The following is a 21,803-nucleotide window of genomic DNA, read 5'->3' as shown; positions in this document are numbered from 1 at the left end:
GTCAGTTGCCGGACGACTGGGCCTGGATCGCCGTGATGGCCGCGGTGGTGACGATGTCCGGCACCAGGGCGCCGCGGGACAGGTCGTTGATCGGCTTGCGCAGGCCCTGGAGGACCGGGCCGACCGCGACCGCGCCGGCCGAACGCTGCACGGCCTTGTAGGTGTTGTTGCCGGTGTTCAGGTCCGGGAAGATCAGCACGGTGGCCTGCCCCGCCACCTCCGAGCCGGGCAGCTTGGTGGCGGCCACCGAGGGTTCCACGGCCGCGTCGTACTGGATCGGCCCCTCGATCATCAGGTCCGGGCGGCGCTGCCGCACCAGCTCGGTCGCCTCGCGCACCTTGTCCACGTCGGCGCCCGAGCCGGAGTCGCCGGTGGAGTACGACAGCATGGCGATCCGCGGTTCCACGCCGAACCGGGCGGCGGTGGCCGCCGACTGGATGGCGATGTCGGCCAGTTGCTCGGCGTCCGGGACGGGGTTGACCGCGCAGTCGCCGTAGACGAGGACCTTGTCGGCCAGGCACATGAAGAACACGGAGGAGACGATCGAGGCGTCGCTGCGGGTCTTGATGATCTCGAACGCGGGCCGGATGGTCGCGGCCGTGGAGTGCACCGAGCCCGACACCATGCCGTCGGCCAGGCCCTCCTGCACCATGAGCGTGCCGAAGTAGTTCACGTCCGAGACGACGTCGTACGCCAGCTCCACCGTGACGCCCTTGTGGGCGCGCAGCGCCGCGTACCGCTCGGCGAAGGCGTCCCGCAGGTCGGAGGTGGCCGGGTCGATGAGCTGCGCGTCCCCGAGGTCGATGCCCAGGTCGGCGGCCTTCTTGCGGATCACCTCCGCCGGGCCGAGCAGCGTCAGGTCGCACACGCCCCGGCGCAGCAGCACCTCCGCCGCGTGCAGCACGCGCTCCTCGGTGCCCTCCGGCAGCACGACCCGGCGCCGGTCGCGGCGGGCCTGTTCGAGGAGCTGGTGCTCGAACATCATCGGGGTGACCCGGTCGCTGCTGGGCGCGGAGACCCGCTTGCTGAGGTCGGCGGTGTCGACGTACCGCTCGAACAGGCCGAGCGCGGTCTCCGCCTTGCGCGGGGTGGCCGCGTTGAGCTTGCCCTCCAGGGAGAACAGCCGCTCGGCGGTGAGGAAGCTGTTGCCGGACACCGAGACGACCGGGGTGCCCGGGGCGAGGCGGCCGGCCAGGGTGAGGATCTCCTGCCGCGGCGCCTCGTTCAGGGTGAGCAGCATGCCGGCTATCGGCGGGGTGCCGGCGCTGTGCGCGGCGAGCGAGCCGATGACCAGGTCGGCGCGGTCGCCGGGGGTGACCACCAGGCAGCCGGGGGTCAGCGCCTTGAGGAGGTTGGGCAGCATGGCGCCGCCGAAGACGAAGTCCAGGGCGTCGCGGGCCAGTCCGGAGTCGTCGCCGAGGAGCACCCGGCCGTCCAGGACCTGGGTGATCTGCGCGACCGTCGGTGCGGACAGGGCCGGCTCGTCGGGCACCACCCAGCAGGGCACCGGCAGCCGGCCGGCCAGCCGCTCGGCGATCTCGTCGCGGTCCTCGCGGGCCACCCGGTTGGTGACCATGGCCAGCACGTCGCAGCCGAGGCCGTCGTAGGCGCGGTAGGCGTTGCGGGTCTCGGCGAGCACCGACTCCGCGTTCTGTCTGCGGCCGCCCACGACCGGCAGGACGGAGGCCCCGAACTCGTTGGCGAGCCGGGCGTTGAGGGACAACTCGTCCGGGAGCTGGGTGTCGGCGAAGTCGGTGCCGAGGACGAGTACCACGTCGTAGTCCCGGGCGACCAGGTGGAAGCGGTCGACGAGGGCGGACACCAGTTCGTCCGTGCCCTGCTCGGCCTGGAGGGCGGACGCCTCCTGGTAGTCCAGGCCGTAGACGGTCGCCGGGTCCTGGGGGAGCCGGTAGCGGGCGCGCAGCAGCTCGAAGAGGCGGTCGGGGCCGTCGTGGACGAGGGGACGGAAGACGCCCACCCGGTCCACCTGCCGTGTCAGCAGTTCCATGACTCCCAGCTCGACGACCTGCCGGCCGTCACCGCGGTCGATACCGGTCACGTACACGCTGCGGGTCACGCGGGCTCTCCGTTTCCTCGGGGGATCACTCGTCGGCCGGGGATGGCGTCCTGCAAAAAACGCCCACCGGGGTGAGCGGAATCCCCTTGACAGTACCCCTGCCGGTAGCTATGGCGCCCGTCAGGCCATGGCCGTCCCCCGGACATGAAACAATCGGACGGGATCACCGGTGTCAACAGCGAGCAGGAGACACAGCAGCATGCGTATCGGAGTTCTCACGGCGGGCGGCGACTGTCCGGGACTGAACGCGGTGATCCGGTCGGTCGTCCACCGGGCGGCCACGGCGTACGGCGACGAGGTCATCGGCTTCGAGGACGGCTACGCGGGCCTGCTCGACGGCCGTTACCGCACCCTGGACCTCAACGCGGTGGGCGGCATCCTCGCCCGCGGCGGCACCATCCTCGGCTCCTCCCGCCTGGAGCGCGACCGGCTCCGCGAGGCCTGCGAGAACGCCTCGGACATGATCCACCGGTTCGGCATCGACGCGCTGATCCCGATCGGCGGCGAGGGCACGCTGACCGCGGCGCGCATGCTGTCGGACGCCGGGCTGCCGGTGGTGGGCGTGCCGAAGACGATCGACAACGACATCTCCTCCACCGACCGCACCTTCGGCTTCGACACGGCCGTCGGCGTGGCCACCGAGGCCATGGACCGGCTGAAGACCACGGCCGAGTCCCACCAGCGCGTGATGGTCGTGGAGGTCATGGGCCGGCACGCGGGCTGGATCGCGCTGGAGTCCGGCATGGCGGCCGGCGCCCACGGCATCTGCCTGCCCGAGCGCCCCTTCGACCCGGCCGACCTGGTGAAGATGGTCGAGGAGCGGTTCGCCCGCGGCAAGAAGTTCGCGGTGGTCTGCGTCGCCGAGGGCGCCCACCCGGTCGAGGGCAGCATGGACTACGGCAAGGGCGAGATCGACAAGTTCGGCCACGAGCGCTTCCAGGGCATCGGCACGGCGCTGGCGTACGAGCTGGAGAGCCGGCTCGGCAAGGAGGCCAAGCCGGTCATCCTCGGCCACGTCCAGCGTGGCGGCGTGCCGACCGCCTACGACCGCGTCCTCGCCACCCGCTTCGGCTGGCACGCGGTGGAGGCCGCCCACCGCGGTGAGTTCGGCCACATGACCTCGCTGCGCGGCACCGACATCGTGATGGTCCCGCTGGCCCAGGCGGTGACCGAGCTGAAGACCGTCCCCAAGGACCGCATGGACGAGACGGAGTCCGTCTTTTAGCGGTCCAGGCGTTCCGGGAGCCGGTGGTCCGGGCGGGGGGGGGGTGAGGCTCCCTACCGCTCCCCGCCGGACTCCCGTGTCCACCGGTACACCAGTTCCGGCCTGCCGACCTGCCCGTACAGCGGGCTGCGTACGGCCCGGCCCGCGTCCACCAGGTGCTCCAGATAGCGCCGGGCGGTGATCCGGGAGATGCCCACCGTCCCGGCGACCCCCGCCGCGGTGAACCCTTCCTCCGCCGCGCGCAGCGCGTCCGTCACCCGCTGGAGTGTCGGCGCGCTGAGCCCCTTGGGGAGGGCCGCCGGGCTCGGGGCGCGCAGGGTCGCTATCGCGCGGTCCACCTCGTCCTGGCCGCCCACCTCCCCGACCGCCGCGCGGAACTCGGCGTACCGCACGAGCCGGTCCCGGAGCGTGGCGAAGGTGAACGGTTTCAGGACGTACTGGACCACCCCCAGCGAGACCCCTTCGCGCACCACCGCGAGGTCCCGTGCCGAGGTCACCGCGATCACGTCCGCGTGGTGGCCGCCCGCCCGCAGCGACCGGGCCAGCTTCAGGCCGTGCACGTCCGGCAGATGGAGGTCGAGGAGCAGCAGGTCCACCGGGGTGCGCTCCAGGACCCGCCGGGCCTCGGCGCCCGTGTGCGCCGTGCCGACCGTGACGAATCCCGGCACCCGGCCCACGTACATCACGTGCGCGTCGGCCGCGACCGGGTCGTCCTCCACCACCAGGACGCGGATGGGCTGCGTCCCGCTCCCGCCGTCCGTCATGCCACGCCTCCGGGCAGGCCGCGCCCGGCCCAGGACCCGGCCCTGCCGGTCACGAGGTTCTCCGTCCCGTGGGTCAGGGGCAGGCGTGCCTCGAACACCGCCCCGCCGCCTTCGGCATCCGTCACCGTCAGCGTCCCCTCGTGCCGCCGTACCGCCTGCCGCACCAGCGCCAGGCCCAGTCCCCGCCCGCCCGGGCCCGTCGGCTTGGTGGAGAAGCCGTGCTGGAACACCCGGTCCGTGTGGGCCGGGTGCACGCCCGGCCCGTTGTCCGCGACCCGCAGCACCAGTTCGCCGTCCTCCGCGCACGCCGTGACCGTCACCCGTGCCGGCATGCCGCCCTGCGCCGCGTCCACCGCGTTGTCGACGAGGTTGCCGAGGATCGTCACCAGATCCCGGGGCGGCAGGCTCCGCGGCAGCAGACCGTCGTCCAGGCCGCTGTCCGAGGACACCACCAGCTCCACGCCGCGCTCGTTGGCCTGGGCCGCCTTGCCGAGCAGCAGCGCGGCCAGCACCGGCTCGCTCACCGCCGTGACCACCTGGTCGGTCAGCGCCTGCGCCAGTTCCAGCTCCGCCGTCGCGAACTCCACGGCCTCCTCCGCCCGCCCCAGCTCGATCAGCGACACCACCGTGTGCAGCCGGTTGGCCGCCTCGTGCGCCTGGGAGCGCAGCGCCTGGCTGAAGCCGCGCTCCGAGTCCAGTTCGCCCATCAGCGACTGGAGTTCGGTGACGTCCCGCAGGGTCACCACCGTGCCCCGGCGCTGACCGCCCGACACCGGCGAGGTGTTGACCACCAGCACGCGCGCGTCGGTCAGGTACACCTCGTCCACCCGCGGTTCGGACGCCAGCAGCGCGCCGGTCAGCGGGGCCGGCAGGCCGAGGTCCGCCACCGACCGGCCCATCACGTCCTCCTGGCGTCCCACGCCCAGCAGTTCGCGTCCGCCGTCGTTGATGAGCGCCACCCGGTGCTGTGCGTCCAGCATCAGCAGACCCTCGCGCACCGCGTGCAGGGCGGCCTGGTGGTAGTCGTGCATCCGGCTGAGCTCCGCCGCGTTCATGCCGTGGGTGTGGCGGCGCAGACGCGCGTTGATGACGTACGTGGCGATCGCGCCGAGCGCGAGGATCCCGGCCGCGACCGAGAACAGGGCGATGACCTGTTCCCGTACCCGCTCGCTGATCGCCTCCACCTTGATGCCGGAGCTGACCAGGCCGACCACGCGGCCGTTCTCCTCGACGGGGGTGACCGCGCGGACGGACGGGCCGAGGGTGCCGGTGTAGGTCTCGGTGAAGGACTCGCCGCGCTGGGCGCGGGAGATGTTGCCGAGGAAGGGCCGCCCGATCTGGTCCGGATCCGGGTGCGTCCAGCGGATGCCACCCGGGGTCATGATCGTGACGAAGTCGACCCCGGTGTCCTGCTGGACCCTCAGCGCGTACGGCTGGAGCTCCGACGAGGGGTCGGAGGTCCGGATGGCCGTCAGGACCGAGGGGGCGTCGGCGATGGAGCGGGCCACCGCCGTGGTCTGCCGGCGGGCCGACTCCTCGGCCTGGCCCCGGTCGCTGAGGTAGCTGAACAGCGCGTACCCGGCCACGACGAGCGCCAGCAGCACGGCCTGCATGGCGAACAGCTGGCCCGCCAGGCTGCGGGGTCTGGGGAGGACGGGTATGCGCATGCCGCCAAGTCTCCCTCTTTCGTTCTGGCGTGAACCATGTGGCGTGAACTTAATGAACGGAAGCGTGACCCCCCTCACAGGACGGGAGATAGTCGCGGCATTCCCCCATGCCCGGACGTGAGCCGCACGCCGGTGATGCCGATGACGTCGTCAAGGAGGGCCGCCTTGAGCAGCGCAGCCGATACGGCACCTGCCGCACCCGCAGCCAAGCGGGACCGTACCCACTATCTGTACATAGCGGTGATCGCCGCGGTCGTCCTCGGCGTCGCCGTCGGGTTCGCCGCGCCCGACTTCGCCAAGGAGCTCAAGCCGCTCGGCACCGGCTTCGTGAACCTGATCAAGATGATGATCTCGCCGATCATCTTCTGCACGATCGTGCTCGGCGTCGGCTCGGTGCGCAAGGCCGCGAAGGTCGGCAAGGTCGGCGGCCTCGCGCTCGGCTACTTCCTCGCCATGTCGTTCGTCGCGCTGGCCATCGGGCTCGTGATCGGCAACATCGTGCACCCGGGCAGCGGGATGCACCTGACGGAGGCGGTCAAGGGCGTCGGCCAGGCGCAGGCGCAGGCCGGGAGCGAGGGCCCGGTCGACTTCGTGCTCGGCATCATCCCGACCACGCTCGTGTCGGCGTTCACCCAGGGCCAGGTGCTGCAGACCCTGCTGGTCGCCCTGCTCGTCGGGTTCGCGCTCCAGGCCATGGGCCGCAAGGGCGAGCCGGTCCTGCGCGGGGTGGAGCACATCCAGCGGCTGGTCTTCCGCGTGCTCGCCATGATCATGTGGGCCGCCCCGATCGGCGCCTTCGGCGCCATGGCCGCCGTCGTCGGCGAGACCGGCATCGACGCCCTGAAGGCACTCGCCGCGATCATGCTCGGCTTCTACGTCACCTGTCTGCTGTTCGTGCTGGTGGTGCTGGGCGCGCTGACCCGGCTGGTGGCCGGCGTCAACATCTTCCACCTGCTGAAGTACCTGGGCCGCGAGTTCCTGCTGATCCTGTCGACGTCGTCGTCGGAGTCCGCGCTGCCCCGGCTCATCGCCAAGATGGAGCACCTGGGCGTGAGCCGTCCGGTCGTCGGCATCACCGTGCCGACCGGCTACTCCTTCAACCTCGACGGCACGATGATCTACCTGACCATGGCCTCGCTGTTCATCGCCGACGCGATGGACCAGCCGCTGTCCATCGGCCAGCAGATCACGCTGCTGCTGTTCATGATGATCGCGTCCAAGGGCGCCGCCGGTGTCACCGGTGCCGGACTGGCCACCCTCGCCGGTGCCCTCCAGTCCCACAAGCCCGCCCTGGTCGACGGTGTCGGCCTGATCGTCGGCATCGACCGCTTCATGAGCGAGGCCCGCGCCCTGACCAACTTCGCGGGCAACGCGGTCGCCACCCTGCTGATCGGCACCTGGACCGGCGAGGTCGACAAGGACCGCGTCCGGCGCGTCCTCGCCGGCGAGCTGCCCTTCGACGAGAAGACGCTGCTGGACGACGCCGACGGCGACGACGGCGCCGGGAGCCCCGAGCAGCGCGAACTGGCCAAGGTGTAGCGCTCCGGCAGGACACCGAGACCCCGCACCCCCTCAAGGGGGCGCGGGGTCTCTTCGTGTTCCGAGGCGGACAGCCGGCGAGCGTGCTCCCGGGCGTCAGTCGCTGATCCTGGCCACCAGGGCGGCGGCGAGGGAGGCGGGCAACCCGGCCGCCGTCAGGACCGTCACCGCGGCCGTGCGGCCAGCCTCCCGGGGGTCGAGCAGGCCGTCGTTCACCGCCTCCATCAGGGCGAACAGGATCTGCTCCTTCACGTACGCCAGGGCGGGCGCGGGCAGGGGAGAGGCGAAGACGCCCTCGTCCAGGCCGCGTTGGAGAAGTCCCGCGGCGCTCTCCCGGACGGGGGTGAGGCGTTCGCGGATGCCCTCCATGCTCACCGTGCGCTGGGCGAGCGCGACCAGCAGCCGGTAGCGGTCGGCGATCTCCCAGACCGCCAGCACCGACCGCGCCACGGCCTCCGCCGGGTCCGCGACGCCGTCCCGGCCCGCCGCGTGCGCGGTGGCGAGCGCGAGCACCGCCTCGTCGACGAGCGTGCTGATCAGCGCCTCCCGGCTGGGGAAGTGGCCGTACACCGTGCGCCGTACGACACCGGCCGCGCGCGCGATCTGGTCCATGGACGCGTCGGGGTCGCGCAGCAGCTCCGCGAGGGCGACGTCGAGGATCCGGCGCCGGTTCACGTCGGCGCGACTGGTGCTACCCGTGGTCATGGCTGACATTCTGCCCTCTCCTGACTTGCACAGCACTGTGCAAGGGTCGTACATTGCACATCGTTGTGCAATTGCACTCTGCTGTGCAAGTAGACCAAGGAAGGCGACTCCTGCCCATGCGACTCGTCATGAACGAACCGGCCGAAAGGATGGACCGCCCCTACGCACGGCGCTGGTGGGCGCTCCTCGTGCTCTGCCTGAGCCTGCTGATCATCGTGATGGCGAACACCGCGCTCACGGTCGCCGCGCCCGACATGACCCGGGACCTCGGCCTGTCCAGCGCCGACCTCCAGTGGGTCATCGACGGCTACACCGTCCCGTACGCGGCGCTGATGCTGCTGCTCGGCGCGATCGGCGACAAGTACAGCCGGCGCGGCGCGCTCGCCCTCGGACTCGTCGTGTTCGGCGGCGGCGCCGTCCTCGGTTACTTCGCCGACAGCGCGGCGGCCGTCATCGCGGCCCGCGCCGTGATGGGCGTGGGCGCCGCGCTGATCATGCCGGCCACCCTGTCCCTGCTGGCCGCGACCTTCCCGCGGGCCGAGCGCGCCAAGGCGATCACCCTGTGGACGGCCACCGCCGGCCTCGCCATCGCCGCCGGTCCCCTCGTCGCCGGCGCGCTGCTCCAGGACCACGGCTGGTCCTCGACCTTCCTGATCAACGTGCCGGTCGCCGCCGTCGCCCTGGTCGGCACCTTCGTCCTCGTACCGCCCTCCAGGGCGGCGCGGCACGGCCGGATCGACTACGTCGGCGGGCTGCTGTCGGTGGTGTGGATCGGCTCGCTGGTCTACATGATCATCGAGGGTCCGCACTTCGGCTGGGACGCCAAGGCGGTCACCGCGGCCGCGGTCGCGGGCGTGAGCCTGGTGGCCTTCGTCCTGTGGGAGCTGCGCCACCCACGCCCGGTCCTCGACGTACGGCGCTTCACGCAGCGCCGCTTCGCCGGCTCCAACCTGGCCGTCGCCCTGTTCTTCCTGGCCGTCTTCGGCGCCTTCTACTACCTCACCCAGCACCTCCAGTTCGTCCTCGGCTACGACGCCCTGGCAACCGGGCTGCGCATGCTGCCGCTGGCCGGCGCCGTCTTCGCCGGCTCGGCGCTGACCGGGTACCTCACCCCGCGCGTCGGCATGAAGTGGACGGTGACCGCGGGCATGGTCGGCGGCACCGCGGCCCTGGCGCTGCTGACCCGGGTGGACGGCTCGTCCGGCTACGGCGACCTCGTGGCACCCCTGGTGATCCTGGGCCTGGCGATCGGGCTCGCCCTCTCGCCCTGCACCGACGCCATCATGGGCGCCTTCCCGGAGTCCGAGCTGGGCGTCGGCGGCGCCGTGAACGACACCTCCCTGGAGCTGGGCGGCTCGCTCGGCATCGCGATCCTCGGCTCCCTGCTGTCCACCTCGTACGCCCAGCACCTCTCCGACGCCACCGCGGGCAGCGGGCTCCCGGCGGGCGCGTTGTCCACCGCGCAGGACTCGGTCGGCGCCGGATACGCCGTCGCCCAGGGCATCGGGGAGAAGGCGCAGAAGCTCGCGGCTCAGGCCGCCCACGCGACCGACCCGCAGCAGGCCGCGCAGCTCAAGGCGCAGGCCGGAGGGCTCGCCGAGGGCGCCCAGCGGATGAAGGAGGCGGTCGGCTCGGCCTTCTCCGACGCGGTGGCCCACACCAGCCTGGTCGGCGCTGTGATCCTGGGCGTGGGCACCCTCGCCGTGGCCTTGCTGCTGCCGCGCGGCGCCGCCCGCGACGAGCAGCCGGCCGAGGAGGCGAAGGAGCCGGCGGGCGGCGGTGTGAAGTCGACGGCCCGGGTCTGACGCCGGGACCGGTCCCGTGCGAGCGACGTCTTCGCGTGGCGCTCGGGCGGGGCCGGCCACCCCCGTCCCGGCCCCTCCGCACGCTCCGCCGCGGCGCTATCCCTCCCGCGCCCACGGCCGCAGCTTCTCCGGGTTGCGGACCACCCAGATCCGGGTGACACGCCCGTCGGAGACGTCGAACGAGGCGACGGTCATGACGACGCCGGCACGCCGGGCCACCAGGCCCGGCACACCGTTGACCGACCGCTCCAGGAGTTCGAGCCCCGGAGCCATGTCGGCGATGGCGACCATGTACCCGGCGATGCGCTCGCCGCCCTCGACCGGACGCAGGACGGTGCCGACCACGCCGCCGCCGTCGGCGGTCATCACGGCGGCCGGGTCGAGGAGACCGACGAGGGCTGCGATGTCCTTGGTCTCCCATGCCTCTTTGACATGCCTCACCACGTCGGCCCGGCCGGTCGCCGTGACCGGAGCGCGCGTGACGCCCACCCGTCGTCGGGCGGACGCCGCCAACTGCTTGCAGGCCGCAGGGGTCCGGCCGAGAACATCGGCGATCTCGGCGAACGGGTACCGGAAGACGTCGTGCAGGACGAACGCAACCCGCTCGGCGGGCGTCATCGACTCCAGGACGACGAGGAAGGCCATGACCACCGACTCGTCCAGGACGATCTGGTCGGCGGGGTCGGAGCCGTCCGCGTGGTCCCACTCGGTGCGGTCGGGCAGCGGCTCGGGCAGCCACGCGCCGACATAGCGTTCGCGGCGGGCTCGCGCCGAGCCGAGCAGGTCCAGGCAGATGCGGCCGGTCACCGTCGTCAGCCAGGCGCCGGGGGACAGGATCTCCTCCCGCCGGCTTCGTGGCAGCCCGTACCAGCGTGCGTAGGCATCCTGCACGGCGTCCTCGGCCTCGGACGCCGAGCCGAGCAACCGGTAAGCGACATTGATCAGGTGGCGCCGCTCGCCGGCCATGCCGTCCGTGCTGTTCCCGACAGTCCCCATGCCTCCGGCCGCCCCCTCGCCTTACCTTTCGCAGGCCCGCGTCGTCGAGCTGTTGAGACCTTATAGACCTACTGCCCGAAGGGCGGAAAAGGGGTGTGGCGTGGCCACTCAGGTGACGGCGAACGCACGGCGCGGCTTCTCGTTCCTGCAGATCACGATCGCGGTGCAGACCCTGACCATCTTCTTCCAGGCGGTCTCCGCCGGACTGCTGCTGACCTCGTCCTACGGAGAGACGCTGCACGGTGTCGGAGCCCGTGTGATGTACGGGGCGGCGATGCTGTACGTGCTCGCGGCGGTACTGGCGTGGAAGCCGGGCGGCGGCTCGCCCCGGCCCATCCGGCACGCGTCGGGTTTCCTCGTGCTCGCCTCGGTCCAGGTCGTGCTCGGCATCGCGCACGTCCCGTCGGTCCATCTCCCCCTGGGTGTCCTGATGTTCGCTCTGAGTGTGCTGGCGCTGACCCGGCGCTGACCGGTTCGTCCCATGCCACGACGCCCTGTGAACTGAAAGCTCCTGGCAGCCGTCTCTTACTGCGATGGACTAGCGTGCCGTGCCGGACGGTGCCGCGCCGATCGGCGCGGCACCGTCCGCAGGCACAGGGCAGGTACGGAGAGGCAAACCACGGGATGGCGATCGACTGGGACCGGCGCACCTGCGCGCGCAAGGGGCATGTGACCTACGCACCGGACGACCCGAGGCTGCGGATCCGGCTGCACGCGCGGACCGCGCTGGGTGACGTCTGGCGCTGCCTGCGCTGCGGCGACTTCGCGCTCGGCGAGCCGCACGGCTCGGGACCGGCCGGCGACGCCCCGCTGGTGCCGCGCGGCAAGGTGCTGCGAGACCTGTTCATCCTGCGATTCCTCGCGTTCGAGCGGGCCGTGCGCGGGGTGTTCATCGTGCTGGTCGCCGTGGCCGTGTGGAAGTTCAGCAACAGCCAGGACGCGGTACGCCGCCTGTTCGACGAGTACCTGGACGTCTTCCGTCCCGTCTTCCGGTACTTCCACTACGACCTCGACCACTCACCCGTCATCGGCACCGTCCAGAAGACCTTCGGCTACCGGCATTCGACCCTGCTCCTGGTGGCCTGCGTCCTGCTCGCCTACGCGCTGGTCGAACTGATCGAGGCGGTCGGCCTGTGGTACGCCAAGCGCTGGGCGGAATACCTGACGGTGGTCGCCACCGCAGCCTTCCTCCCGCTGGAGATCTACGAGCTCACCGAGCACATCAGCGCGGTCAAGATCACCACACTGGTCCTCAACATCGTCGCCGTCCTCTACATCGCCTTCGCCAAGCGCCTGTTCGGCCTGCGCGGCGGACGCCGGGCCTTCGACGAGGAACGCCGCAGCGCCTCCCTGCTCGAAGTGGAGGAGTCGGCCGGCGTGATGGCCTGAGCGACGTCCGGCGCTCGGCCGTTGCCTTGACGTCGGCGTCAGGGCGTACGTTCGTACGCATGCGAATCGGCGAGCTGGCCGAGCGGGCCGGGACCACGACGCGGGCGCTGCGGTACTACGAGTCGCGGGGGCTGCTGCCCGCGCGACGGGACGCGCAGGGTCACCGCTCCTACGACGAGCGCGACCTGCGGCTGCTCACGCAGATCAGGACGCTGCGGGACTTCGGATTCGAGCTGGAGGAGACCCGGCCGTTCGTGGAGTGTCTGCGGGCCGGGCACCCCGAGGGCGATTCATGTCCGGCCTCCCTCGGCGTCTACCGGCGCAAGCTGGACCAGCTCGACGCGCTGATCGGCGAGCTGCGGGCTGTGCGGGAGCAGGTCGGCGCGCAGCTCGTGAGGGCCGAGAAGGCGCGGGAGGCACTGGCCGCCGACGCGGGGGTTCCGGGCGGTCCGGAGCCGAGGTGCGAGCTGGGAGGGCAGCAGCGGTGATCAGGGCAGATGGAGTGGCGGAGGTGACGGACGCGGACTTCGCGGCGGAGGTGCTCGGCGCGGACCGGCCGGTGCTGGTGGAGTTCACCGCCGACTGGTGTCCGCCGTGCCGGCAGATGGGGCCCGTGCTCAGCGCACTGGCCGCCGAGCAGGGCGAGCGGCTGAAGGTGGTCCAGCTCGACGTGGACACCAGCCCGGACACGACGAACGCGTACAAGGTGCTGTCGATGCCGACCTTCATGGTCTTCCGCGCCGGCGAACCCGTGAAGTCCATGGTGGGCGCACGCCCCAAGCGGCGGCTGCTGGAGGAGCTGTCCGACGTGCTGTGACCTGCCGGAAGGGACCCGCCGGACGGGCCGTGACAGCGGGCCGGAGAATGAGAAATCCCCCGGGCAATTGCGCCCGGGGGATTTCTCTGCGTATATTCGGTGATTCGCGACTTGGTATTTATCGGGCCGCGAAGAAGTTCACTGAGCAGAGTATATCCGGGCGGGAGCTGAATTGTCAAACACCGAATTTCCAGACGGTGAATTGCGGCAGGAGCAGGAATTCACCGACGGACTGTACGCCCGCGTGGACGCGCTGCGCGGTGACACCGAGACCTCCGTCGCGGACGCGCTCGCGCAGGGCGACACGCCCATGCAGGCCCGGCTGGAGCGGGACATCCTCGTCGCCGAGCGGTCGGGGCTGCTGGCCGCGCTGAACGCCGTGGACGGCTCGCTCTGCTTCGGCCGGATCGATCTCACCGGCGGCGACAGCCACCACATCGGCCGCATCGGCCTGCGCGCCGACGACGCCGAGCGCACGCCGATCCTCATCGACTGGCGCGCCGACGTCGCCCGCCCCTTCTACCTGGCCACCGGCCACACCCCGATGGGCCTGCGCCGCCGCCGGCACATCTCCACCGACGGCCGCCGGGTCACCGCCCTGCACGACGAGATCCTCGACCTCGGCGACACCACACGGACCGGCCACGAGGACCCGACCGGTGACGCGGTGCTGCTCGCCGCGCTCGACTCCGCGCGCACCGGCCGGATGGGCGACATCGTGCGGACCATCCAGGCCGACCAGGACCGCATCATCCGCGCGCCGCACCGCGGCGTGCTCGTGGTCGAGGGCGGCCCGGGCACCGGCAAGACCGCGGTCGCCCTGCACCGGGCCGCCTACCTGCTCTACGAGCACCGGGAACTGCTCGCCCGGCGGGCCGTGCTGATCGTCGGCCCGAACCCCGCGTTCCTCGGCTACATCGGTGAGGTGCTGCCCTCGCTCGGCGAGACCGGGGTGCTCCTGGCGACCGTCGGCGAGCTGTTCCCCGGTGTGAGGGCGACCGCGTCGGACACCCCCGAGGCCGCCGCGGTGAAGGGCCGTGCCGACATGGCCGACGTGCTCGCCGCCGTCGTGCAGGACCGGCAGGCGCTGCCCGATCCGGTGATCGCCATCGAGCACGACCGCGAGATCCTGATGCTCGACGACGGCCTGGTGAACGTCGCCCGTGAACGCACCCGCGCCGCGAAGCTGCCGCACAACGCGGCCCGCGAGCACTTCGAGGGCCACATCCTCAACACGCTCACCGACCTGCTCGCCGAACGCATCGGCACCGACCCCTACGACGGCTCCAACGTCCTCGACCCCAGCGACATCACCCAGATCCGCGACGAACTCGCCGAGAACCGCGAGGTCTGGTCGGCGATCGACCGGTTGTGGCCGCGGCTGACCCCGCAGCGGCTGGTGGCGGACTTCCTGGCGGAGCCGGAGGGGTACGTCGGCGACGAGGACGCGGCCGCGATCCGCCGCCCGGTGACCCGGGCGTGGACAGTCGCGGACGTCCCCCTCCTTGACGAGGCCGCCGAACTGCTCGGCGAGGACGACCGCCTGGCCCGCGCCCGCGCCGAGCACGAGCGCGAGACCCGGATCGCCTACGCCCAGGGCGTGCTGGACGTGTCGTACGCGTCCCGCACGTACGAGTTCGAGGACAAGGAGGACGGCGACCCGGACGCCTCGGAGGTGCTGTCCGCGCACGACATCATCGACGCCGAGCGGTTCGCCGAACGCCAGGAGGAGGACGACCACCGCAGCGCCGCCGAGCGCGCGGCCGCCGACCGCACCTGGGCGTTCGGGCACATCATCGTCGACGAGGCGCAGGAGCTGTCGCCGATGGCGTGGCGGCTGCTGATGCGGCGCAGCCCGACCCGCTCCATGACCCTGGTCGGCGACCCCGCGCAGACGGCGGAGGCGGCCGGCGTCGGCTCCTGGGCGGACATCCTCCGGCCGTACGTCGAGGACCGCTGGGAGCACACCCGCCTCGGCGTCAACTACCGCACCCCGGCCGAGATCATGGACGTGGCGGCGGCCGTGGTCCGCGCCGAGCACCCCGGCTTCGAGCCACCCGGCTCGGTCCGCTCCACGGGCGTACGGCCCTGGGCCCGCGCCACCGACGACCTGCCCGGCGCGGTGGAGAAGGCCGTCGTGGAACTCACCCCGGAGGAGGGCCGGCTCGCCGTGATCGCCCCGCGCGAACTGCACCGGCGGCTGGCCGCCCGGCTCGACGGGGTCACGGCGGGCGCCGAGCCCGACCTGACCCGGGCGGTCGTCCTCCTCGACCCGCGCCAGGCCAAGGGCCTGGAGTTCGACTCCGTCCTCGTGGTCGAACCCGCGCGCTACGGCACGAGCGACCTGTACGTGGCGTTGACGCGTGCCACGCAGCGGCTGGGCGTGCTGTATTCGGAGGCGTTGCCTCCGGCTCTGGGGGAGGCGTTCGGGGAGTAGGGGTGGCTGTTCCGGGGGCTGCCGCCCCCGGACCCCCGCTTCGGCCTGGACGGCCTCGTCCTCGCACGCCGGACGGGCTGGTTGTGCTCACGCCGGTCGCAGCCACACCGTCGCCAGGGGTGGCAGCGTCAGGCGGATGCTCGCCGGTCGGCCGTGGCGGCCCTGGGGCTCCGGCTTGACCGGGTCGGGGTGGACGACGTCGCTGCCGCCGTAGCGGGCCGCGTCGGTGTTGAGGACCTCCCGCCAGGCGGGCACGTCGTCGGGGACGCCGATGCGGTAGTCGGGGCGGACGACCGGGGCGAAGTGGGACACCGCCAGCAGCGGGGTGCCGTCGGTGTCGTGGCGCAGGAAGGCGAGGACGTTGTCGTCCGCCGCGTCCCCGGTGATCCACTGGAAGCCGTCGGGGTGGACGTCGCGCGTCCACAGGGCAGGAGTGGCCCGGTAGACGGCGTTGAGGTCGCGGACCAGGTCAAGCACCCCCCGGTGGTCGGCCGCGGCGCCGTAGTTCGGGTCGAGCAGCCACCAGTCCGGGCCGCGGGTCTCCGACCACTCCGAGCCCTGTGCGAACTCCTGGCCCATGAACAACAGTTGCTTGCCCGGATGGGACCACATGAAGCCCAGGTAGGAGCGCAGGTTCGCCCGCTGCTGCCACCAGTCGCCGGGCATCTTCGACACCAGCGAACGCTTGCCGTGCACCACCTCGTCGTGCGAGATCGGCAGCACGTAGTTCTCGCTGTAGGCGTACACCATCGAGAACGTCATCTCGCCGTGGTGGAACTTGCGGTGGACGGCGTCGTGGCTCATGTACTGGAGCGAGTCGTGCATCCAGCCCATGTTCCACTTCAGCCCGAAACCCAGGCCGCCGAAGCCGCTCGGGCCCCGGTGGTGGGTCGCCCGGGTCACGCCGTCCCAGGCCGTGGACTCCTCCGCGACGGTGACCACGCCCGGCACCCTGCGGTACACGGTCGCGTTCATCTCCTGGAGGAAGGCCACCGCGTCCAGGTTCTCCCGGCCGCCGTGCTCGTTGGGCGTCCACTGGCCCGGCTCGCGCGAGTAGTCGAGGTAGAGCATGGAGGCGACCGCGTCCACGCGCAGGCCGTCGATGTGGAACTCCTCGCACCAGTACAGGGCGTTGGCGACGAGGAAGTTGCGCACCTCGCGGCGGCCGAAGTCGAACTCCAGGGTGCCCCAGTCCGGATGCGCGGCCCGCAGCGGGTCCGCGTGCTCGTACAGGGGCCGCCCGTCGAACTCGGCCAGGGCCCACTCGTCGCGCGGGAAGTGCGCGGGCACCCAGTCCATCAGGACGCCGATGCCCGCCCGGTGCAGGGCGTCGACCAGGAACTTGAAGTCGTCCGGGGTGCCCAGGCGCGCGGTGGGCGCGTAGAAGCCGGTGACCTGGTAGCCCCAGGAGCCGCCGAAAGGATGCTCGGCGACCGGCATCAGCTCCACGTGGGTGAAGCCGAGGTCCTTGACGTACGCCGGGAGCTGCTCTGCGAGTTGCCGGTACGTCAGTCCGGGCCGCCAGGAGGGAAGATGCAGCTCGTACACCGAGAACGGCGCCTCGTGGGCCGGGCGCCGGGTGCGGCGGGCCATCCACTCCGCGTCGCCCCACTCGTGGTGCGAGGCGTGCACGACGGACGACGTGGCCGGCGGCACCTCGGTACGGCGGGCCAGCGGATCGGCGCGCAGCGTCTTCGAGCCGTCCGGCCGGGTGATCTCGAACTTGTACAACTCGCCCTCGCCGATCCCGGGCACGAACAGCTCCCACACGCCCGTCGCGCCGAGCGAGCGCATCGGGTACCCGGTGCCGTCCCAGAAGTTGAAGCCACCGGCGACGCGCACACCCCGGGCGTTGGGCGCCCACACCGCGAACCGGGTGCCGGGCACGCCCTGGTGGGTCATCGGGTGGGCCCCGAGCGCCTGCCAGAGCTGCTCGTGCCGGCCCTCGCCGATCAGGTGCAGATCGAACTCGCCCAGCGTGGGCAGGAAACCGTAGGCGTCCTCGGTGTCCTGCACCGTCCCCGCGTACTCCACCTCCAGCCGGTACGCGGGCACCTCCGGCAGCGGCAGCATCCCCGAGAAGAACCCCTGCCCGTCGTCCCGCAGCCCGGCCCGCCGTTCCCCGGCGACCACGGTCACGCCCAGCGCGTACGGCCGGAACACCCGGAAGGCGACCCCGCCGGGCACCGGGTGCGCGCCGAGCACGGAATGCGGGTCGTGGTGCGTCCCCGCGAGCAGCCGCTCCCGGTCCCCGGGTCCGACGGCGGCCGGGGCGGCGCCCTCCGGACTCCTGGCGGCCATGGGGTCGGGCGGCGCGAGTTCCGGCGGCATGGGTTCCGGCGAGACGGGTTCCGGTGCCGTGGAACCGGCCACCGCCGGCCGGGCGGCCGTCTTCGTGGCCGGGGCCTTCTTCGCCGCCGTCGCCGCCTTCTTGGCGGTCTTCCTGGCGACGGCCCCGGCGGCCGCGGTCTTCGCGGCGGTCGCCTTCGCGGTGGTCTTCTTCGCCGCCGTCTTCTTCGCGACTTCCTTCTTCGCGACCGCCTTCTTGGCCGGTGTCTTCTTCGCCGTCGTGTTCTTGGCGGCCGTCGTCCTCTTCGCCACCGCCTTCTCGGCCGTGGCCTTCTTCGCGGCTGCCTTCTTCGTGGCCGCCTTCTTCGCAGGCGTCGGCTGGTTCTTCGGGTCCGAACCGCTGGACGGGGTGCGGGGGGTCACGGGCGGATCCTCCTCGGCGCAGGTCGGGTGCGGTGGACGGGGGAGCTGGGGGAGACGGTGGAAAGGGGTCAGGTCGTGTCCGGGGCCGCCAGGCGGTGCACCGCGGACATCGGTACCGGCAGCCAGTCGGGGCGGTGCCTTGCCTCGTAGAGGACCTCGTAGATCGCCTTGTCCGTCTCGTAGGCGCGCAGCAGGACCGGGTCGGTGCGCGGGTCACTGCCGCTGACCTCGGCGTATCCGGTGCAGTACGCGGCGCGGCAGGCCTCGGCCCACTCCGGTGCCGGCGGGCCGCCCGCCGAGTGCGCCGCGTAGTCGAAGGAACGCAGCATCCCGGCGACGTCGCGCACCACCGGCTGGGCCATCCGCCGCTCGGCCAGAGGTTTCACCGGCTCGCCCTCGAAGTCGATCAGCCACCACTGTCCCGAGGGGGAGCGGAGGCACTGCCCGAGGTGGAGGTCGCCGTGGATGCGCTGGGCGGTCCAGGTCCGGCCCTCGGCCGCCAGATCGGCCAGCGCGTCGAACGCGGAGCGCAGTCCCGGGACGTACGGTCCGAGCGCGGGCACCGCCTGTGCGGCCGACTCCAGGCGCTCGGTCATGCCGTGCACCAGGGATTCGAGCTGCATGTGGCCGAGGGTGACCGTGGGCAGAGCGCGGGCCAGCGCGGTGTGCACCTCGGCGGTGGCGCGGCCCAGCGCCCGCGCCTCGCCGCTGAAGTCCTCGCCCTTGGCCAGTTCGCGCAGTGCCAGCTCCCAGCCGTCCGAGGCGCCCTGCAGGAAGGGCTGGAGCACTCCGAGCACATACGACTCGCCGTCCAGCTCCGCCGTCATCCACGCCGTCGGCGGCGGCACCCGCGAGCAGCCCTCCCGGGCGAGGGCGAGCGGCAGTTCCAGGTCGGGGTTGACGCCGGGCAGGACCCGGCGCAGCAGTTTCAGGATGAACGTATCGCCGTAGACCACCGACGAGTTGGACTGCTCGGCGGTGACCACGCGGGGGACCAGGTCGGGGCGTATCTCGTCCCGCCGTTCGAAACGGAGGCCGCCGATGCGGGCCCGGGTGCGCAGTGCCTCCAGGATCACCTCGGCGGGCCGGGGGTCGTACAGGGCGTCGTACACCGTGCGGCCGGCGAGCGGGCCCTCGTGCACGTGGCCGATCAGCGCGGGCGCCAGCCGCGGGGGCAGCGCCTCGCGCACGCCTATCAGCAGCTGGTAGCAGTCACCGGGATGCGGGACCGTGCCGTGCACGGGCGAAAGCGGCTGGTGGGCGCGTACGAGCAGGTGGTACAGGCCCAGCTTCCGGTCCCCCGGCAGCAGCTCGGTGGCGGCGACCAGCGAGAACCCCGTCACCGGTCGGCCCTTGCCCGCGAACCAGCGCTGCCGCGGCAGCCACTCCCGCAGCAGGGGGTCCAGTGACGCGAGCAGGCCGGGGCTGGTGGTGGTGACGGAGCGTGTGACGGCTTGCGACATGGCGTCCGACATGGCGTCGCGTCCAATCGCTGGTCGGGTGTGACTGACGCGTGCCCACGGGCGGGGCGGAGGAAACGCCCGCCCCGCCCCGGGTACCGTGAGCCCCCGTTTAGGCGACGGCGTCCCGGCGCAGCCGGAACCAGTAGAACCCGTGCCCCGCCAGGGTCAGCAGGTACGGCAGCTCCCCGATGGCCGGAAAGCGCACCCCGCCGAACAGCTCCACGGGATGCCGTCCGTGGAACGCGCTCAGGTCCAGCTCCGTGGGCTGGGCGAAGCGGGAGAAGTTGTGGACGCACAGGACCAGGTCGTCCTCGTACTCGCGCAGGAAGGCGAGGACGGCGGGGTTGGAGGAGGGCAGTTCGGTGTAGGAGCCGAGTCCGAAGGCGTGGTTCTGCTTGCGGATCTCGATCATGCGGCGGGTCCAGTGCAGCAGCGACGAGGGCGAGGACATCGACGCCTCGACGTTGGTGACCTGGTAGCCGTAGACGGGGTCCATGATCGTGGGCAGGTAGAGGCGGCCGGGGTCGCAGGAGGAGAAGCCGGCGTTGCGGTCGGGGGTCCACTGCATGGGGGTGCGTACCGCGTCGCGGTCGCCGAGCCAGATGTTGTCGCCCATGCCGATCTCGTCGCCGTAGTAGAGGATCGGGCTGCCGGGCAGGGAGAGCAGCAGGGCGGTGAAGAGCTCGATCTGGTTGCGGTCGTTGTCGAGCAGGGTGGCGAGGCGGCGGCGGATGCCGATGTTGGCGCGCATGCGGGGGTCTTTGGCGTATTCGGCCCACATGTAGTCGCGTTCTTCGTCGGTGACCATTTCGAGGGTGAGCTCGTCGTGGTTGCGCAGGAAGATGCCCCACTGACAGGTGGCGGGGATCGCGGGGGTCTTGGCCAGGATCTCGGAGACGGGGTAGCGGCTCTCCCTGCGGACCGCCATGAAGATGCGGGGCATGACGGGGAAGTGGAAGGCCATGTGGCACTCGTCGCCGCCGGCGGCGTAGTCGCCGAAGTAGTCGACGACGTCCTCCGGCCACTGGTTCGCCTCCGCCAGCAGCACCTTGTCGGGGTACTGGGTGTCGATCTCCTTGCGCACCCGCTTGAGGAACTCGTGCGTGGCCGGGAGGTTCTCGCAGTTGGTGCGCTCCTGCTGGTACAGATACGGCACCGCGTCCAGCCGGAAGCCGTCGATGCCGAGGTCCAGCCAGAACTTCAGCGCGGAGATCATCTCCTCCTGGACGGCCGGGTTCTCGTAGTTGAGGTCCGGCTGGTGGGAGAAGAACCGGTGCCAGTAGTACTGCTTGCGGACCGGGTCGTAGGTCCAGTTGGACGCCTCCGTGTCGACGAAGATGATCCTCGCGTCCTGGTACTGCTTGTCGTCGTCGGCCCACACGTAGTAGTCGCCGTAGGGGCCGTCCGGGTCCTTGCGGGACTCCTGGAACCACGGGTGCTGGTCGCTGGTGTGGTTCATGACGAAGTCGATGATCACGCGCATGCCGCGCTGGTGGGCGGCGTCGACGAACTCCACGAAGTCGGCCAGGTCGCCGAACTCCGGGAGCACCGCGGCGTAGTCGGAGACGTCGTAGCCGCCGTCCCTGAGCGGCGACTTGAAGAACGGCGGCAGCCAGAGGCAGTCCACGCCGAGCCACTGGAGATAGTCGAGTTTGGCGGTCAGGCCCTTCAGGTCGCCGACGCCGTCGCCGTTGCTGTCCTGGAAGGAGCGGACGAGGACCTCGTAGAACACGGCACGCTTGAACCACTCAGGGTCCCGGTCCTGGGCCGGAGTGTCTTCGAAGGTGTCCGGAACGGGTTCATTGACGATCATTTTGTGGGTGACCCTCCGATCTGCGGGGTGGACGGTCGCAGGACGGTGAGGACGTGCGCGGGCCGGTGGCCCGGCTCGAGACGCACATAGTTGGCCCTGCCCCAGTGGTAGGTCTCGCCGGTGAGCTCGTCGCGCACCGGCACCGACTCGTGCCAGTCCAGGCCGAGTTGCGGCATGTCCAACGAGACCGTGGCCTCCTGGGTGTGGTGGGGGTCGAGGTTGGCGACCACCAGAACCGTGTTCGATCCACTCCGCTTCGAGTAGGCGATCACCGCGTCCTGGTCGGCGTGGTGGAAGTGCAGGTCCCTGAGCTGCCGCAGGGCCGGACTGCGCCGGCGGATGTCGTTGAGTTTGGTGATGAGGGGGGCGATGGTGCGGCCCTCGCGTGCGGCGG

17 protein-coding genes are annotated in these 21,803 nt (G+C 71.6%); 8 read left to right on the top strand and 9 right to left on the bottom strand.

Annotated features, from left to right (window positions below; all coding sequences use genetic code 11):
• Position 1: 1 nt before the first annotated feature.
• A complete protein-coding gene (gene pta, locus CG719_RS08950) occupies positions 2-2,077 on the bottom strand; it encodes a phosphate acetyltransferase (protein ID WP_100567998.1) in 2,076 nt (691 codons plus the stop codon).
• Between the two features lie 199 nt (positions 2,078-2,276).
• Here pta and CG719_RS08945 point away from each other — a divergent pair, with 199 nt between their 5' ends.
• A complete protein-coding gene (locus tag CG719_RS08945) occupies positions 2,277-3,302 on the top strand; it encodes an ATP-dependent 6-phosphofructokinase (protein ID WP_100567997.1) in 1,026 nt (341 codons plus the stop codon).
• A 53-nt stretch (positions 3,303-3,355) separates the two neighbouring features.
• On the opposite strand, the gene CG719_RS08940 is transcribed toward CG719_RS08945, so the two are convergent.
• Together CG719_RS08940 and CG719_RS08935 are read right to left on the bottom strand one after the other, a co-directional pair.
• Positions 3,356-4,066: a response regulator gene (locus CG719_RS08940; protein ID WP_100567996.1), complete on the bottom strand. Its 711-nt coding sequence runs from the start codon at positions 4,064-4,066 to the stop codon at positions 3,356-3,358.
• Positions 4,063-5,733, bottom strand: a complete 1,671-nt coding sequence (locus tag CG719_RS08935) for a sensor histidine kinase (protein ID WP_100567995.1) — start codon at positions 5,731-5,733, stop codon at positions 4,063-4,065. The genes CG719_RS08940 and CG719_RS08935 overlap by 4 nt, the downstream gene beginning before the upstream one ends.
• A gap of 165 nt (positions 5,734-5,898) precedes the next feature.
• Between CG719_RS08935 and CG719_RS08930 the strand changes: the two genes are divergently transcribed.
• A complete protein-coding gene (locus CG719_RS08930) occupies positions 5,899-7,272 on the top strand; it encodes a cation:dicarboxylate symporter family transporter (RefSeq protein WP_100567994.1) in 1,374 nt (457 codons plus the stop codon).
• Between the two features lie 96 nt (positions 7,273-7,368).
• Here CG719_RS08930 and CG719_RS08925 read toward each other — a convergent pair whose 3' ends face one another.
• On the bottom strand, positions 7,369-7,986 hold the full coding sequence (locus tag CG719_RS08925; protein ID WP_100567993.1) for a TetR/AcrR family transcriptional regulator: 618 nt from the start codon (positions 7,984-7,986) through the stop codon (positions 7,369-7,371).
• Between the two features lie 107 nt (positions 7,987-8,093).
• On the opposite strand from CG719_RS08925, the gene CG719_RS08920 reads away from it, so the two are divergent.
• Positions 8,094-9,782 (top strand): MFS transporter, encoded by a 1,689-nt coding sequence (locus tag CG719_RS08920; RefSeq protein ID WP_100567992.1) that lies wholly within the window; start codon positions 8,094-8,096, stop codon positions 9,780-9,782.
• 96 nt (positions 9,783-9,878) lie between these two features.
• On the opposite strand, the gene sigJ is transcribed toward CG719_RS08920, so the two are convergent.
• A complete protein-coding gene (sigJ, locus tag CG719_RS08915) occupies positions 9,879-10,778 on the bottom strand; it encodes an RNA polymerase sigma factor SigJ (RefSeq protein ID WP_100567991.1) in 900 nt (299 codons plus the stop codon).
• 100 nt (positions 10,779-10,878) lie between these two features.
• Between sigJ and CG719_RS08910 the strand changes: the two genes are divergently transcribed.
• From CG719_RS08910 to CG719_RS08890, 5 genes are all read left to right on the top strand, one after another.
• Complete coding sequence (locus CG719_RS08910; RefSeq protein WP_100567990.1) at positions 10,879-11,247, top strand: hypothetical protein; 369 nt, start codon at positions 10,879-10,881, stop codon at positions 11,245-11,247.
• A 155-nt stretch (positions 11,248-11,402) separates the two neighbouring features.
• Complete coding sequence (locus tag CG719_RS08905) at positions 11,403-12,167, top strand: DUF2127 domain-containing protein (RefSeq protein WP_100567989.1); 765 nt, start codon at positions 11,403-11,405, stop codon at positions 12,165-12,167.
• 59 nt (positions 12,168-12,226) lie between these two features.
• Positions 12,227-12,655 carry a MerR family transcriptional regulator gene (locus CG719_RS08900; protein WP_100567988.1) on the top strand — a complete coding sequence of 143 codons (429 nt, stop codon included), beginning with the start codon at positions 12,227-12,229 and terminating at the stop codon, positions 12,653-12,655.
• Positions 12,656-12,669: 14 nt separating this feature from the next.
• A complete protein-coding gene (locus tag CG719_RS08895) occupies positions 12,670-12,984 on the top strand; it encodes a thioredoxin family protein (protein WP_100567987.1) in 315 nt (104 codons plus the stop codon).
• A 202-nt stretch (positions 12,985-13,186) separates the two neighbouring features.
• Positions 13,187-15,421, top strand: a complete 2,235-nt coding sequence (locus CG719_RS08890; protein WP_100567986.1) for a HelD family protein — start codon at positions 13,187-13,189, stop codon at positions 15,419-15,421.
• Positions 15,422-15,508: 87 nt separating this feature from the next.
• Here the strand turns inward: CG719_RS08890 and glgB are convergent, their stop codons facing one another.
• From glgB to CG719_RS08870, 4 genes are all read right to left on the bottom strand, one after another.
• Positions 15,509-18,133 (bottom strand): 1,4-alpha-glucan branching enzyme, encoded by a 2,625-nt coding sequence (glgB, locus tag CG719_RS08885; protein ID WP_100567985.1) that lies wholly within the window; start codon positions 18,131-18,133, stop codon positions 15,509-15,511.
• A 68-nt stretch (positions 18,134-18,201) separates the two neighbouring features.
• On the bottom strand, positions 18,202-19,596 hold the full coding sequence (locus CG719_RS08880) for a maltokinase N-terminal cap-like domain-containing protein (RefSeq protein ID WP_100568264.1): 1,395 nt from the start codon (positions 19,594-19,596) through the stop codon (positions 18,202-18,204).
• Between the two features lie 109 nt (positions 19,597-19,705).
• The gene (treS, locus tag CG719_RS08875) at positions 19,706-21,409 is read right to left on the bottom strand and encodes a maltose alpha-D-glucosyltransferase (protein ID WP_100567984.1); all 1,704 of its coding nucleotides are present in this window, start codon (positions 21,407-21,409) and stop codon (positions 19,706-19,708) included.
• A partial coding sequence (locus CG719_RS08870) for an alpha-glucosidase C-terminal domain-containing protein (RefSeq protein WP_159024836.1) occupies positions 21,406-21,803 on the bottom strand: 398 nt, incomplete at its 5' end. The genes CG719_RS08870 and treS, both read right to left, overlap by 4 nt.

Source organism: Streptomyces sp. CB01373, assembly GCF_002803075.1.
GTDB lineage: Bacteria > Actinomycetota > Actinomycetes > Streptomycetales > Streptomycetaceae > Streptomyces.
The sequence above is the reverse complement of the archived record's forward strand: the minus strand, read 5'-3'. Positions and strand labels throughout refer to the sequence as shown.